This is a genomic window from Micromonospora radicis, assembly GCF_003583405.1.
In the GTDB taxonomy this organism is placed as follows: Bacteria; Actinomycetota; Actinomycetes; order Mycobacteriales; family Micromonosporaceae; genus Micromonospora; species Micromonospora radicis.
The window spans coordinates 184,361-198,380 of the sequence record NZ_QXEC01000004.1 but is presented as its reverse complement, the minus strand read 5'-3'; the positions used below and the strand labels follow the sequence as shown (position 1 = coordinate 198,380).

Annotated in this window: 14 protein-coding genes and 1 pseudogene; 3 read left to right on the top strand and 12 right to left on the bottom strand. The window is 70.9% G+C overall.

What is annotated here, in order from left to right; translation table 11 throughout:
- Positions 1 to 16: 16 nt before the first annotated feature.
- The gene (locus D2L64_RS06855; RefSeq protein WP_199714449.1) at positions 17 to 2,776 is read left to right on the top strand and encodes a helix-turn-helix transcriptional regulator; all 2,760 of its coding nucleotides are present in this window, start codon (positions 17 to 19) and stop codon (positions 2,774 to 2,776) included.
- Between the two features lie 38 nt (positions 2,777 to 2,814).
- On the opposite strand, the gene D2L64_RS06850 is transcribed toward D2L64_RS06855, so the two are convergent.
- Both D2L64_RS06850 and D2L64_RS06845 read right to left on the bottom strand, forming a co-directional pair.
- The gene (locus D2L64_RS06850) at positions 2,815 to 3,288 is read right to left on the bottom strand and encodes an NUDIX domain-containing protein (protein WP_119573843.1); all 474 of its coding nucleotides are present in this window, start codon (positions 3,286 to 3,288) and stop codon (positions 2,815 to 2,817) included.
- Complete coding sequence (locus D2L64_RS06845) at positions 3,285 to 4,007, bottom strand: helix-turn-helix domain-containing protein (RefSeq protein WP_233558820.1); 723 nt, start codon at positions 4,005 to 4,007, stop codon at positions 3,285 to 3,287. The genes D2L64_RS06850 and D2L64_RS06845 overlap by 4 nt, the downstream gene beginning before the upstream one ends.
- Before the next feature lie 271 nt (positions 4,008 to 4,278).
- Here D2L64_RS06845 and D2L64_RS27830 point away from each other — a divergent pair, with 271 nt between their 5' ends.
- Complete coding sequence (locus D2L64_RS27830; RefSeq protein WP_233558819.1) at positions 4,279 to 4,527, top strand: flavin reductase; 249 nt, start codon at positions 4,279 to 4,281, stop codon at positions 4,525 to 4,527.
- A gap of 1 nt (position 4,528) precedes the next feature.
- Here the strand turns inward: D2L64_RS27830 and D2L64_RS06840 are convergent.
- Positions 4,529 to 5,190 (bottom strand): annotated as a pseudogene (locus tag D2L64_RS06840) (RHS repeat-associated core domain-containing protein); the annotation flags it as partial.
- 105 nt (positions 5,191 to 5,295) lie between these two features.
- On the opposite strand from D2L64_RS06840, the gene D2L64_RS06835 reads away from it, so the two are divergent.
- Positions 5,296 to 5,901, top strand: a complete 606-nt coding sequence (locus tag D2L64_RS06835; protein ID WP_119573841.1) for a phosphotransferase — start codon at positions 5,296 to 5,298, stop codon at positions 5,899 to 5,901.
- A 39-nt stretch (positions 5,902 to 5,940) separates the two neighbouring features.
- On the opposite strand, the gene D2L64_RS06830 is transcribed toward D2L64_RS06835, so the two are convergent.
- The 9 genes from D2L64_RS06830 to D2L64_RS06790 all read right to left on the bottom strand — a co-directional run bounded on the left by D2L64_RS06830 (position 5,941) and on the right by D2L64_RS06790 (position 14,006).
- Positions 5,941 to 7,056, bottom strand: a complete 1,116-nt coding sequence (locus D2L64_RS06830) for a MerR family transcriptional regulator (protein ID WP_119573840.1) — start codon at positions 7,054 to 7,056, stop codon at positions 5,941 to 5,943.
- Between the two features lie 133 nt (positions 7,057 to 7,189).
- A complete protein-coding gene (locus D2L64_RS28225; RefSeq protein WP_267898658.1) occupies positions 7,190 to 7,312 on the bottom strand; it encodes a hypothetical protein in 123 nt (40 codons plus the stop codon).
- 68 nt (positions 7,313 to 7,380) lie between these two features.
- A complete protein-coding gene (locus D2L64_RS06820; RefSeq protein WP_119573838.1) occupies positions 7,381 to 8,886 on the bottom strand; it encodes a CoA-acylating methylmalonate-semialdehyde dehydrogenase in 1,506 nt (501 codons plus the stop codon).
- Between the two features lie 14 nt (positions 8,887 to 8,900).
- Positions 8,901 to 9,779 carry a fumarylacetoacetate hydrolase family protein gene (locus tag D2L64_RS06815; protein WP_119573837.1) on the bottom strand — a complete coding sequence of 293 codons (879 nt, stop codon included), beginning with the start codon at positions 9,777 to 9,779 and terminating at the stop codon, positions 8,901 to 8,903.
- A gap of 86 nt (positions 9,780 to 9,865) precedes the next feature.
- Entirely contained in the window at positions 9,866 to 10,486 is a 621-nt protein-coding gene (locus tag D2L64_RS06810) for a cysteine hydrolase family protein (RefSeq protein WP_119573836.1), read from the bottom strand.
- Positions 10,479 to 11,150 carry a FadR/GntR family transcriptional regulator gene (locus D2L64_RS06805; protein WP_199714448.1) on the bottom strand — a complete coding sequence of 224 codons (672 nt, stop codon included), beginning with the start codon at positions 11,148 to 11,150 and terminating at the stop codon, positions 10,479 to 10,481. The genes D2L64_RS06810 and D2L64_RS06805 overlap by 8 nt, the downstream gene beginning before the upstream one ends.
- Before the next feature lie 143 nt (positions 11,151 to 11,293).
- Positions 11,294 to 12,328 (bottom strand): amidohydrolase family protein, encoded by a 1,035-nt coding sequence (locus tag D2L64_RS06800; RefSeq protein ID WP_119573834.1) that lies wholly within the window; start codon positions 12,326 to 12,328, stop codon positions 11,294 to 11,296.
- Positions 12,328 to 13,140, bottom strand: coding sequence for an ABC transporter permease (locus tag D2L64_RS06795; RefSeq protein ID WP_119573833.1), 813 nt, complete (start codon positions 13,138 to 13,140; stop codon positions 12,328 to 12,330). Before D2L64_RS06795 ends, D2L64_RS06800 begins: the two co-directional genes overlap by 1 nt.
- Entirely contained in the window at positions 13,137 to 14,006 is an 870-nt protein-coding gene (locus tag D2L64_RS06790) for an ABC transporter ATP-binding protein (RefSeq protein ID WP_158603466.1), read from the bottom strand. Before D2L64_RS06790 ends, D2L64_RS06795 begins: the two co-directional genes overlap by 4 nt.
- Positions 14,007 to 14,020 lie beyond the last annotated feature (14 nt).

Here is a 14,020-nt window from a genome sequence, read left to right as displayed (position 1 = left end):
CACAGTGGAGTGCGTAGTGGACGCGCACGTATCGCGTAGTCTGCTCGCCGTGCTGCTGGGACGCGACACCGAACGCGCCGCGCTGGAGGCGCTCATCGAGCGGGTACGGGCCGGCATGAGCCAGGTGATCGTGCTGCGTGGTGAGGCCGGAATCGGCAAGACCGCGCTGCTCGACGCGGTCGCGGACGCGGGGGCGGACCTGCGGGTACTGCGGGTGGCCGGAGTCGAGGCGGAGGCCGAGTTCCCCTTCGCCGCCCTGCACCGCCTGCTCGTCCCGCACGTCAGAGACCTCGACGGGTTACCGGCCACCCAGCACCAGGCGCTGTCGGTGGCGTTCGGGCTGACCGACGGCCCGCCGGCCGACCGGTTCCTGGTGAGTCTCGCGGTGCTCTCGCTGCTCGCCAGGACCGCCGACCGAGGCCCGGTGCTGTGCTGCATCGACGACACCCAGTGGCTGGACCGCGAGTCGCTGAACGTGCTCGCGTTCGTGGCCCGCCGCGTGCACGCCGAGGGCATCGGCCTGGTCTTCACCGTACGCACCGGCACCGACGACGTGGCCGCCCTGGAAGGGCTGCCGGTGCTGCTCGTCGAAGGACTGCCGCACGGCGACGCGCTGGAGTTGCTGCGCACCGTGGTCGACGGCGTCATCGACCCCAAGGTGGCCGGGCAGATCGTCACGGCGACCCGCGGCAACCCGCTCGCCATCACCGACCTGTCGGCGTCGCTGACCGGCAACCAGTTGGCCGGCGCGCTGCTGCTACCCGAACCGCTCCCGGTCGGCAGCCGACTCGAAGCGCACTACCTGCAGCAGGTGCACCGGTTCGCGGCGCAGACCCAGCGCTGGCTGCTGGTCGCGGCCGCCGAACCGCAGGGCGACATCGGGTACATCACGGCCGCCGCCGCCGACCTCGGTGTCCGCCCCGAAGCCGCCGACGAGGCCGAACGGGCGCGGCTGATCACCCTGGGCGCGGAGATCCGGTTCCGGCACCCGCTCGTCCGATCGGCCGTCTACGGTGGCGCGACCAGCTCCGACCGCCGGCAGGCCCACCAGGCCCTGGCGGCGGCCACCAGCCGCGGCGCCGACGCCGACCGGCGGGCCTGGCACCGCGCCTGCGCCGCACTACAGCCGGACGAGGAAGTCGCCGCCGATCTCGTCCTGGCCGCCGGACGGGCCGCCAACCGGGGTGGCTACGCCGCCCGGGCCACCTTCCTCACCCGGGCCGCCGAACTCACCCCCGACGAACGGGCCCGCGCCGGGCGGCTGCTCGCCGCCGCAGACGCCGCGTTCACCTCCGGGGCACCGACCCAGGCACACCTGTTGCTGGGCTCCATCGACCCGGACCTGCTCGACCCGACCGGCCAGGGCGACCGCCTGATGCTGCGGGCCCGGACCATCGTCGCCCTCGGCGCCGAGCGGGGCATGGCGCAGGTGTCGGCCACCTGTTTGGCGGCGTACGAGGCGTTCCGGGTGGACGACCCGGACCTGGCCCGCGCCGCCCTACTCGGGGCCATCGACGGGTCGATGGCCTCGGAGTACCTGATCGAGGGCACCGACCTGCGCCAGATCTCCGCGGCGGTGACCGGGCGCTCCAACCGCGGTGAGACGCTCACCGACCTGCTCCTGGACGCCTTCGCGGTGTCCGTGGTCGACGTCGCCGACGCGGTACCGCTGATCCGCCGCGCCACGACATGGCTCGCCACCGGCGAGGTCTCCGACCCGACGCTGCTCACCCACTACCTCACCGGGGTAACCCTCTGTACCCGGATCTGGGACGACCGGACCCGCGAAGCGATCCTGCACCGCACCGCGGCGGTGGCCCGGCGCACCGGTGCCCTACAGGTGCTGGAGATCGCCCTGTTCGCCCTCGCCACCCACGAGACCACCCTCGGCCGGTTGGAGACCGCCGACGAACTGCTGCTCGAGGTGCACCAGCTACGCAGCGCGGTGGCGAGCACGCCGTACATGTGGGAGGTGTTCCGCAGCCCGGAACAGATCGGCTGGCGTTGCGTACCCGACGCCGAGGCACACATCGGGCGGGCCCGGACGGCGGCGAACTGGCTCGGCATGGGCGCCAGCGCCGGCCTGGCCGACCTCGGCTCGATCATCCTCGACCTGGGTCGGGGCAACTACGCGGCCGCAGCCGCCACGGGCGTCGGGCTGGTCGAGGACGACTACGCGGGCGCGTACGCCCGGGTGCTGCCCGACCTGATCGAAGCCGCCGTGTACGCCGAGGACCGCGACCGCGCCGCGCACGCGCTGGCGACGCTCGACGGACGGGCCACGACCAGCGGCACCCCGTGGGCACGCGGCCTGCTCGAACGGTCCCGCGCGCTACTTGCTCCCGACTCGTCCGCCGAGGCACTGTTCCAGTCCGCCATAGCGACCCTGCGGGACACCGCCGCGGTCGGCGACACCGCCCGCGCCCACCTGCTCTACGGCGAATGGCTACGGCGGCAGCGACGACGCAAGGACGCCCGAGGCCCGCTACGGACCGCGCTGACGATGTTCGAGGAACTGGGCGCCCCCGCCTTCGCCGAACGCGCCCGCCAGGAACTGCTCGCGACCGGCGAGACCGCCCGCAAACGCAACCCGGAGACCGCCGGCGACCTGACCCCACAGGAGGCGGCGATCGCCGCGCTGGCCCGCGACGGCCTGACCAACCCGGAGATCGCCGAACGGCTCTTCATCAGCACCAGCACCGTCGACTACCACCTGCGCAAGGTGTTCCGGAAACTCGGCGTGGAGTCCCGCCGACAACTCGGCCGCGTACTGTGACGCCCGGTCGCCGACGGCCAGCGCATCGATGGGTGGGGCTATCCGAGGTAGGGGGTGTCGCGGTGCTCGGCGTGGTGGTGGAGGCGGAGGCGGACGGTGTCGTGGATGGGGATGCGGTCGAAGTCGGTGGGGTGGATGAAGCGGACCTCGGTGGATTCGTCGCTGACGGTCAGCGTGCCGCCGGTGACTCGGGCGAGGTAGGTCACGGTGAACTCCTGCCGGACCTCACCGTCGGCGTAGGCGATGACGTGTGCGGGGTCGGTGTAGATGCCGAGCAGGCCGGTGATCTCGATGTCGAGTCCGGTCTCTTCTTTGACCTCGCGGATGGCGCACTGTTGAAGGGTTTCGCCGATGTCCATGGCGCCGCCCGGTAGGGCCCAGTTGCCGGAGTCGGTGCGGCGTTGCAGCAGTACGCGTCCATGCTCGTCGGTGACGACGGCGGCGGCGCCGGGGACGAGGCTGTTCGCGGTGGGGGCGTGCGGGTCGTGGTAGTAGTCGCGCCGGCCGATCACCGGGTCTCCTTGGGGTAGGCGGTGGTGGTTTGCCAGATCTGTTCGAACTGGTCGGCGTGGGCGGCGAAGATGCCGTGCGGAGAGAGTTCGCGCAGGTGCAGGGCGGGGTGTTGGTAGCCGCGGGCGCGGTACAGGTGTGGGGTGACGATCATCTGGTGGTCGAAGCGGAACACCGAGTTGTACAGGTGCACGGTGTGCAGGCCGATCTCCACCCCGGGCACGCCGTGGAGGGGTTCGCAGAAGTTGAGGGCGTTGCGGATCCGGCCGGGTAGGGTGCCGCCGATCTGTTCCAGGGCGTCGCGTTCGGCGACGTGCGGGCAGTCGGGGTCGGCGAACGCGAGACGGACCCGGGCGCCGTTGGTGGCCTTGTCGGTGATGAGCTGCATGGTGTTGGGCAGCAGTTCCAGCAGGAACGGGTAGGCGTAGCCGAGCAGGTCGATCCGCGTGGTGGCGCCGGTGAGCAGGGCGGCCCAGACGTGGTGAGGGATGTCGGCGCGGTGGGCGTAGGCGGCGACGACCTCAGCGGTGGCCTCCGCGCCCGGAGCCTGGTCGGGACGGGTCTGCGGCCACAGATCGGCCTCGGTCTCACCGAGGGCGTCGGCGACGGCGAGGCGGGTGCGTTGATGGGGAACGCGACCGGTGAGCCACCGGGTGACGGTCTTGACGTCGACACCGACGGCTGCGGCGAGGGCGGCCGGATCGAGGTGGGCGCGGAGCATGGCCGCGCGCAGGCGGTGACTCATACCGTCCCACGGTAGTGGACACGGCGGGACGCGCCAGGGTCGTGGAAGTGTCCGGCGTGATGTCTGTCGGGACGTTGGGGTGCCCGGGGTTGGTTCGTAGGTTCAGCGGCAGGGCCTCGCCGGTTCGCTTGCGGCAGATTCGCCGGGCTGGTGGGTGCCAGGAGGAAGGGGCCGCCGCCGACCCGGGATGTGGTCGGGTCGGGTGTCGGCGGTGGCCCCTTCCCCCTTCCAACGAGCCGGAGGGGTGGTGGGGTTGTTGTCGGTGCATCAGCCGGTACGGCCGCAGTGGATCTGCGCGGGGTGCGGGGCGGCGTGGCCCTGTCGGACTCGTAAACGGCAGCTCGTCGCGGAGTTCACCGGTGCACGGGTGTCGCTGATGCTGCACCTGTCGGCGTACCTGGTGCAGGCGTGCGAGGACCTGCCACACACCCCGTCGGGGGTGCTGCACGCGCGGTTCCTCGCCTGGCCACGCTCGGCGGCACTGCGCAGCGAGTAGCAAAGCTTCCGGCCGTGCAGGCTCCGCCGACGATGACACCGGCGGCGACACCGGCGACCGCGCCCACCGCACCGGCGTTGCGGCACCAGAAGCTGGCCTGGCATTCGCGTTGTTTGCGTTCCGCCTCGGCACGTTCGTTGCTGGCCTTCCGGAACGCCTCCCGCTGCTGCTGGCAGCTGGCCCCGCAGCCTGGGGGCACGTACTTCTTGACGATCTTGGTTACTGTCTCCCCGGAGGGAGTGGTGTCGACGTAGGCGCGGTCGCCGGTGTCCTCACCGTCTTCCGTGAAGTACAGGCCGGTCGGGTCGGCGTTGTCGATCGGGTTGTTTCCGCCGTACTGGTAGGCGTTGTACTGGGCTGGGTCGTCGGCGACGAGGACCGGGTCGACGGAGATGAACCGGCCCAGGGTGGGGTCGTACTGGCGGGCGCCGACGTTGGTCAGGCCGGTGGGTCGATGTCCCCGCCGACGAAGCCCTTGTTGTTGACCCAGACCGGATTGGCGCCGCGCGGAGCTCCGTACGGGGTCTGTCGGCGGATCGACACCGCCTGGGTGCCGGCGTTGACGGCGGTCTGTTGGGTGCCCTGGTGGTCGTTGAAGAGCCAGGTCAGATCCGTGCTCGCCGAACCGCCCTTGCGGGACGCGCAGACGGTGCCGGCGAAGCTGCAGCCCGAATCCACGGCACGTCTTGTGTGCTGGTCTCCCGGGGCTTAGTCTGCCGCCGCTCGGGCACCGGCACCCGGGCCGCGGCAACGACGAGCGAGCAGCGGATGACCGAGGAACAGGAGTTCCGTGGCGGAGTGCACGTGGTGCGCCGCCGCGGCGACGTCGTCCATCGGCCGGTGTCTTCGGCGGCGCCGGCGATCCACCGGTTCCTGCGGCACCTTCACGAGCACGGGTTCCACGGCGCGCCGGAGCCACGCGGCTTCGACGGTGCGGGCAACGAGGTGCTCACCTTCGTCGACGGCGAGGTGCCCGACGCGCTCACGCCGGACCTGCGTACGCGCGAGTTGCTCACCACCGCCGCCGCGCTGCTGCGGGGTCTGCACGACGCGAGCGTCACGTTCCGGCCGCGTTCCGACGACCCCTGGCTCCTGCCGGTGCGGCAGCCTGCCGAGGTGATGTGCCACGGCGACGCCGCCCCGTACAACTGTGTGGTCCGCAACGGGTCGGCCGTGGCGTTCATCGACTTCGACGCGGTCCACCCCGGTCCCCGCGTCTGGGACGTCGCCTACGCCGCCTACCGCTTCGCGCCCTTACAGGGGCTGGGCAACCCGGCGTTCCAGCGGCACATCGCGGACGGGCACGCCGATCTGTACGAGGCGGACATCCGCTATGTACGGGCACACCGCGACATCCTGCGCGCCGCCTTCTAGCGCGCCCGGGTGGAGCCGGACGCCGGACCGGCCCGCCGTTCAGGCCACCAGCAGGCGCAGGCCGAGTTCGGCGGTGTCGAGGGCGACGACGTCGCGGTTGCGCTCGGCCCACCGGCCCGAGGTGAGGTCCTCGCGGAGGGTGTCGACCGCCCGTTGCTCGGCCCGCGGCCCGACCCTGGTCCACACCGACACCGCGCGTCGGACGTGTTCGTCCAGGTACGCCTCGGGTCGGCGCCAGTACGCCTCGAAGAAGCCGTCGACGCAGTCCCACGGGACGAGCACCGGCTCCGCGCGTCCGCCGATCGCGTCGGCCAGGTCGGCCAGGGCGGGCCAGCCGACGAGTAGCTCCGCGAACTCGGGCAGGTAGTCGCGGGTGAGCCAGAACCGTTGCCGCCAGCCGGTGTCGTCGGCGTCGTAGGTGAACACCACCACGCGGCGGGCCACCCGCCGCATCTCCCGCAGCCCGGCGATCGGGTCCGGCCAGTGGTGGACGGTGCTGACCGCCATCGCGGCGTCGAAGGACCGGTCGGGGAACGGCAGCCGCTGCGCGGCGGCCGCCACGCACGGTGCCGCGCCCGGGGGACGTTGGGCCCGCATGACCGCCGACGGTTCGACCGCCGTGACGTCGCGGTCGGGAGGCTCGTAGGAACCGGTGCCGGCACCGACGTTCAGCACCGTCCGGGCGTCGCCCAGCGCGTCCCAGATGCGCGCGGCGATCCTCGGTTCGGTACGGCGGGTGGCGGGGTACGCGGACCCGATGGCGTCGTACAGTTGGGCACCGAACATCCTCAGTTGCTCCTCCGGTGTCGTTCTGATGCCCCTCGCCCGGGCGTCCAGTTCCCGGTCGATGGCCGCCACCATGGCGGCGGCGCGGTCGCGCTGATCCGACAGCAGACCGCGTAGCCGGCACAGGTGCGCGACCGCGTCGGTGGCCGGGTCGTCGACCAGATCGGCGATCTCCCGCAGCCCGAAGCCGAGCCGCCGGTAGGCGAGCACCTCCCGGAGCCGCTGCACGTCGGCGGCGGAGTAGGCCCGGTGGCCGGCCGTGGTCCGGGTGGACGGCGCCAGCAGGCCGATCTCGTCGTAGTGGTGCAGGGTGCGGACGCTGACGCCGGTCAGCTCCGCCACCCGTCCCACGGTCAGGTGTTCCGCCACGGCGCCGACTATCCGGCATGACGTCGCGTGAGGAGCAAGTCGTGCACCGGCCGGCCTGCCATCTGATCGGGCAGTTCCGGCCGCGCTCCGGGCAGGTCAGTACGGAGTACTTCGACAAGTACCTCTTCGTGGGTCAGCCGGAGCTGTCGACGCCCCGGTCACACTGCCGCCGGTCCCGGCCCACGTCGGCGAGCAACGTGCCGGCGAGCGCGATGACCGCCCCGGCTCCGGTCGCCACGGGTGGCTGCAGGTCCATGGTGGCAACCTATCGAACCCGAGGACCGCTCGCGGTACCCGTCGTTGCGGGCCGGCTCCGATCCGAAGTCAGGCCGTCCCGCCGGTCGGAAAGTCGTAGGAGACGGATTCACGGGGTGCGGCCCGGTCCGGCCAGCGGCTCGTGACCACCTTGGCCCTCGTGTAGAAGGCCACCCCCTCCGGCCCGTGGACGTGCCTGTCCCCGAAGAGGGAGTCCTTCCACCCGCCGAAGGAGTGGTACGCCACCGGCACCGGCACCGGCACGTTCACTCCGACCATGCCGACCTGTACGCCGCGCCGGAAGCGCCGGGCCGCGGCGCCGCTGGAGGTGAAGATCGCCGTGCCGTTGCCGTACGGATTGGCGTTGATCAGCGCGATCGCCGCCTCGATGTCGTCGACCCGCACCACCGACAGCACCGGGCCGAAGATCTCCTCCCGGTAGACCGCCATCCCGGTGTCGACGTGATCGATCAGCGTCGGCCCGACGAAGAAGCCCTCCTCGTGGCCCGGCACCAGGTGGTTCCGCCCGTCGACCCGAAGCCGTGCCCCCGCGGACTCACCCGAGCCGATCAGGTCCACGATCCGCTCCTTGGCCTGCCGGGTGACCACCGGGCCCATCTCCGAGGTCGGATCGGTACCCGGGCCCACCCGCACCCGGGTCGCCCGGTCGGCGAGCGCCTCCACCAGGCCGTCGGCCCGGTCGCCGACGGCGACCGCGGCGGAGATGGCCATGCATCGCTCCCCCGCCGACCCGAAGGCGGCGGAGCTGATGTGTCCGGAGGCGAAGTCGAGGTCGGCGTCGGGCAGGACGACGGCGTGGTTCTTGGCACCGCCGAGGGCCTGCACCCGCTTGCCGTTGGCGCTGGCCTTGAGATGGATCTGGCGGGCGATCGCGGTCGAGCCGACGAAGGACACCGCGGCCACGTCCGGATGTTCCAGCAGGGCGTCCACGCACTCCCGGTCGCCCTGGACGACGTTGAACACGCCGTCGGGCAACCCCGCCCGCCGGTACAGCTCGGCGATGAGCATCGACGGGGAGGGGTCGCGCTCGCTCGGCTTGAGCACGAAGGTGTTGCCGCAGGCGATCGCCACCGGGTGCATCCACATCGGCACCATCACCGGGAAGTTGAAGGGGGTGATGCCGACGGTCACTCCGAGCGGTTCCCGCACGGATACGACGTCTATGCCGGTGCTGACCTCGCTGCTGTACTCGCCCTTGAGCAGTTCGGCGATGCCGCAGGCGTACTCCACGACCTCCAGCCCCCGCTGGACCTCCCCGGCGGCGTCGGACACCACCTTGCCGTGCTCGGCGGTGATCAGCTCGGCCAGGTCGTCCAGGTGCGCGGCGACCAGTTCACGGAAGCGGAACAGCACCCTGGTGCGGGCGCTCAGGGACGCCTGGGACCAGGATTCGAAGGCCGACGTCGCGGCGGCGACCGCCGCCGCGACGTCGGCCTTCGACCCGAGGACCACCTGCGCCTGTCGTTGGCCCGTCGCCGGGTTCCAGACGGTTGCTCGCCGGTCGGAGTCGCCCGCGGTCTCTCGGCCGCCGATCCAGTGCGTGATCGTCCTCATCGGTCCGGCTCCTCTCAGATCTCGGCGGCGACGAGTGAGGTCCGCAGTTGGCCGACGCCCGCGATGGTGCTGACCAGCACCTCTCCCGGGCGCAGGAACCGCTGTGGCTCGCGGGCCTGTCCGACCCCGGAGGGGGTACCGGTGAAGATCAGGTCTCCGGGCATCAGGGTGCAGATGGACGAGAGGTGGGCGATGAGGTCCGCGACGTTCAGGATCATCTGCGCGGTGGTGTCGTCCTGCATCGTCACGCCGTCGATCGCCGAGGAGATCCGCAGGTTGTTGACGTCCTCGGTGCGGCCGACCTCTTCGGGCGTGATCAGCCAGGGGCCGGTGGGGCCGAAGCCGGGGTAGCTCTTGCCGAGGCTGAACTGCGGCACCGGCGGCTGCAACTGGACCTTCCGCTCGGAGAGGTCCTGGCCGACCATCAGCCCGGCCACGTGGTCCCAGGCGTCCTCCGCCGCGACCTTGTGCGCCGTACGGCTGATCGCGACCACCAGTTCGACCTCGAAGTCGACGTTCGCGCTGGGCAGGGTGACGGAGGCGTACGGACCGGTGAGGCAGGAGACGAACTTGGTGAAGGTCGGTGGAACGGCCGCACCCTCCATCCGGGACTCGACGGCGTGGGCGAGGTAGTTGAGACCGATCGCGAAGATCTGCCGCGGGGCTGGGACCGGCGGACCCAGCTTCTCGACGTCGATCTTGACGTCGGGCTCGGCCGTGGACTCCTCGCACCAGGCCCGGAACGCCGCCCAGTCCGAGAAGACCCCCTGCGGGTCGCTGCCGAACCGTCCGCCGCTGGCTCGTTCGACGTCCACCGCGGTCTCCGGTACGTCCGTCACGGGGTGGTCCGCCGGGATCAGGATCAGCCGTCCGTCGTGGTTGCAGATACGCATGGTTCTCCTCATGAGGGTGTGACGGGGTACGGACGCGGCAGCGCCCGAGAACGATGTGACGAAAGAAGGGGACGCAGCGGGAGGGGTCAGGTGGGGTCGCCACCACCGCGGAGGATCTCCGCGGCCGGGGCCAGCTCCGTCACCTGGGCGAACACGGTGTTCATCACCCGCAGGCTGTTGGCGTGCAGGTCGTCGACGTAGCTGGCGGTGGCGTCCTGGGCCACGACGACCCGGAAGTCCCGGAAGAACGCGTCCCGCACCGTCGACTCGACGCAGAAGTCCGTCCGGACTCCGGCGGTCACCAGCGTGGTCACCCCCCGGCCCCGGAGCCGGGACTCCAGGTCGGTGCGGTAGAAGGCGCTGAAGCGTTGCTTGGTCACGACGAGGTCCTCGGCCGAGACGTCGAGGCCGTCGACCAGTTCGCTGCCCCAGGTACCGGCACGCAGCCCCTCCCGGCGCAGGAATCGGCTCCGTTCGGCGAGGACGCCGACGCTCTCGTCGTCCGACCACTCCATCCGGATCCACACCACCGGCCGGCCGCCGTCGCGAGCGGCCCGGACCAGGGTGTTGACGTTGACGATCAGTTCCGCCAGGCCGGTCAGCGCGAACCCGGCCCGGGCGAAGACGCCGTCGGGGTGGCAGAAGTCGTTCTGCACGTCCACGACGACGAGCGCGGATGTGCTGGGTTCCGCTCGTACCTCAGCCATAACGTTCCTGTCCTCCCGGGAAGTTTCCGCCTTCGAGCAGGTTCTGGTGGGCGCTGACGGCCTTGGCGGCGAGCTTCTGGTCGCCGCTCGCGATCGCCTCGACCAGGTCGCGGTGGACGACCCGGCTGTGCGCACGGTCCGCGACGTCCTCGTTGACGTGCAGGACCCGCTGCTGGACGAAGTCCATCAGCGAGCCGTACATGTGCCGCACGACCGGGCTCGGGACGATCTCGAGAATCCGCAGGTGCAGCCGCCAGTTGATGCGCAGGAAGTCCATGCTCGACAGGGAGTCCTGGGACATCTCGTCGGCGATCCGCCGGAGGGCCTCGATGTCGTCCGCGCTGCGGTGCTGGGTGGCCTGGGAGATCACCAGGGGGTCGAGGGCGTTGCGGACCATCAGGCAGTCCGCGACGCTGACCGAGTCCTTGCTCAGTTCCAGCATCTTGCGGCCGAGTCGAACGAAGGGCGCGGGCGAGGCGACGAAGACTCCGCCCTGGGCACCGGGCCGCAGGTCGACGGCACCGTGCGAGACCAACAACCGCAGCGCCTCGTTGATGGTGCCGATTCCCACGTCGAACCGGTCCCGCAGGTCCGTCTTCGTGCCCAACTTGTACCCGTGTTCGAGGTTGCGAGTCTCGATCTCGTGTTCGATCGCGGCCGCCACAGCCTGCGCACGCGACGATCGCGCCAGGCCAGCAACTGGATCCATATCCCCATCCCATCGTTCGGCGGGCGCACATTGTCGTGCGCCGCTGTGGTGCTGCCACCGTAATGGCGGTCCCCGACCGGTCGCCGCCGCGCCATCGGTCAACCGTCGGCCACTTCGGCAATCCGCCGAAGGTGACCGCCGAGCAGCCGCGCCGCGGTGCCGCCGAGTACCGCGGCGGCCTGGTCGGGCGGCAGCCCGAGGCCGCGGACCGTTTCGATCGGCGCGAGATCCGCGACGTCGAACGGGGTGTCGGTGCCGAGGCAGACCCGGTCTGCCGTCACGTCCTCGATCAGCCGCCGCAGTATCACCGGGCTGAAGAGCGCCGTGTCGTAGTAGAGCCGACGGAGGTACTCCGACGGGGGACGCAGTGAGGTGTGGGCCACCGCCTTGCGGTCCCAGCCCAGGTCCAGGCGTCCGGCGAGACCGGGTAGGCATCCACCGCCGTGGCTGAGACAGAGCCGCAGGTCGTGGCGGTCGAGTACCCCTGCGAAGATCAGCCGGCTGATGGCCAACGCGGTCTCCATCGGGAACCCGGCCAGTTGCACGAGATGGAAGTCACGCAGTCGAGCGGGTTCGGACGCCCGGCTCGGGTGGACCAGGACGAAGGCTCTGCGGCGGGCCACCTCCTGCCACAGTTCCTCGTTGATGTCGTGGTCGAGTTCGCGCCCGCCGCCGAAGGTGCCGATCACCAGACCCGCGGCGCCCAGGTCGTCCAGGGCTCTGACCGCCTCCCCCGCCGCGTCGGGCGTACCGACGGGGACGGTCGCCAGGGCCACCAGCCGCCCTCGCGAGCCGGCCACGAACTCCGCCAGTGCGTCGTTGGAGCGGCGGGCGAGGTCGGCGGCGAGGCCCGGGTCGCTCGCCGCGGAGGCGAACACGAAAGGTGGTGCCGAGACCGCCTGGTGGTCGACTCCGGTCGCCTCCATCGCGGCCAACCGGCGGGCGAGGTCGTACTGCTCGGCGGGGAAGGGGATCGCGGCGCCCGGGGCCAGGCCCGAGATGCCGGCGTCGAGGTGCAGTGTGCCCTTCTCCACGAGGGACAGGTCCGCCAGCCCACGGCGTTGGAGGTCGGCGAGGAAGGGGGTCGGCAGGGCGTGGGCGTGTACGTCGATGACCGGGGCGTGCTGCTCCATCACGCCCCCTTGCGGCCCGAGCCGGCGTTCCAGTGCAGCACCCGGCCCTCGATCCGGACGAAGAGCAGGTTCAGCAGGTAGCCGATGATTCCCAGGGCGATGATTCCGGCGTACATGTCGGTCACCCGGAAGGACCGCTGGGCGAAGAGGATGAAGTACCCGATGCCGTTGTTGCTCGCCACCATCTCGGCGATGATCGACAGGATCAGGGCCAGGGTGAGGCTGATCCGCAGGCCGGTGAAGACCGACGGGGCCGCGGCGGGAACCACCACCTTGCGGAGCACGGCCGCGTTGCCGAGCCCGAAGGTCCGGGCCGTGTCGATCTGGATCCTCGGCACGTTGCGTACGCCGCTGTAGGTGTTCAGCAGGATCGGCCAGACACACGCGATGACCGTGATAAAGATCTTCATCGAGTCCCCGACGCCGAGGAAGAGGATCACCAGCGGGATGTACGCGGGGGTCGGCAGTGGCCGGATCAGCTCGACGACCGGTTCCAGCAGGTTGTGGATCCGGTCGAAGTAGCCCATCAGCAGACCGACGCCGATGCCGATGATGGCCGCCAGCAGGTAACCCACGAACATCCGGCGCAGCGTCTGCGCGAACTCGTCGACCAGGGTGCCGTCGCGCAGCAGTTCGATGAAGCGCTCCGCGACCGTGGAGACCGCGGGCACCGAGATCGAGTCGACCAGGGCGGTGCGGACCGACACCTCCCAGAGGACGAGCAGCAGGGCGACCAGGGTGAAGCCGCTGGTCTTGGTGTCGAGGAAGAATCCGCCCGGTACGCGGCGACGCGGGACGCTGCGGACACTCATGGCGCCCCCACGGGTACGCCGGCGCCTGGCTTCTTCTTCAGGCTGAAGATCAGTTCGTGCAGGTCGTGCCGCAGCGCGAGGTACGCCTCGCTCGCCCGGGTGTGCAGCTGGTTGCGGGGGTACGCGATCGGCACGGCCCGCTTCTCGACGATGGCCCCCGGGTGCGCCTTGAGGACCACGATCTCCTGGGAGAGATAGATCGCCTCCTCGAAATCGTGGGTCACGAAGACGATCGTCAGGTCGTACTCCTGCCAGATGCCGAGCAGTTCGTCCTGGAGTTCCTCGCGGGTGAGGGCGTCCACGGCGCTGAACGGCTCGTCCATCAACAGGATCTTCGGCCGGGCGACCAGGGCCCGGGCGATCGCCACCCGCTGCTGCATCCCACCGCTGAGCTGCCAGGGGTAGTGGCCCTCGTACCCCTTGAGACCGACCCGCTCGATGAGGCTCCGGCACTCGTCGAGGGTCTCCGCGGACCGGCGGCCCCGCGACTCCACGCCGAAGGCGACGTTCTGCAGGACCGTGCGCCACGGAAAGAGGGAGAGGGAGTACTGCTGGAACAGGTAGAGCAGTTCCGGCTGGGGGCCCTGGACCGCCCGCCCGTCGAGGCTGATCGTCCCGTCGGTCGGTGCGACCAGTCCGGCCATGATCTGCAGCAGGGTCGACTTTCCGCACCCCGAGGGGCCGAGGATGGTGGTGAAGCTGCCCGGCTCGAGGGTGAGGTCGACCGGGGCCAGTACCTGCACCGGCGCCTTCGCGGTGTGCCCGGCGTATTGCTTGGTGACCTGCTCGACGCGCAGGGTCGGTGCCTCGTCGACGCCGACGGCGTGCAGACCGTAACCGGCCCGACGTTCTCTGATCCAGTTCATCATCGCGGCTCACC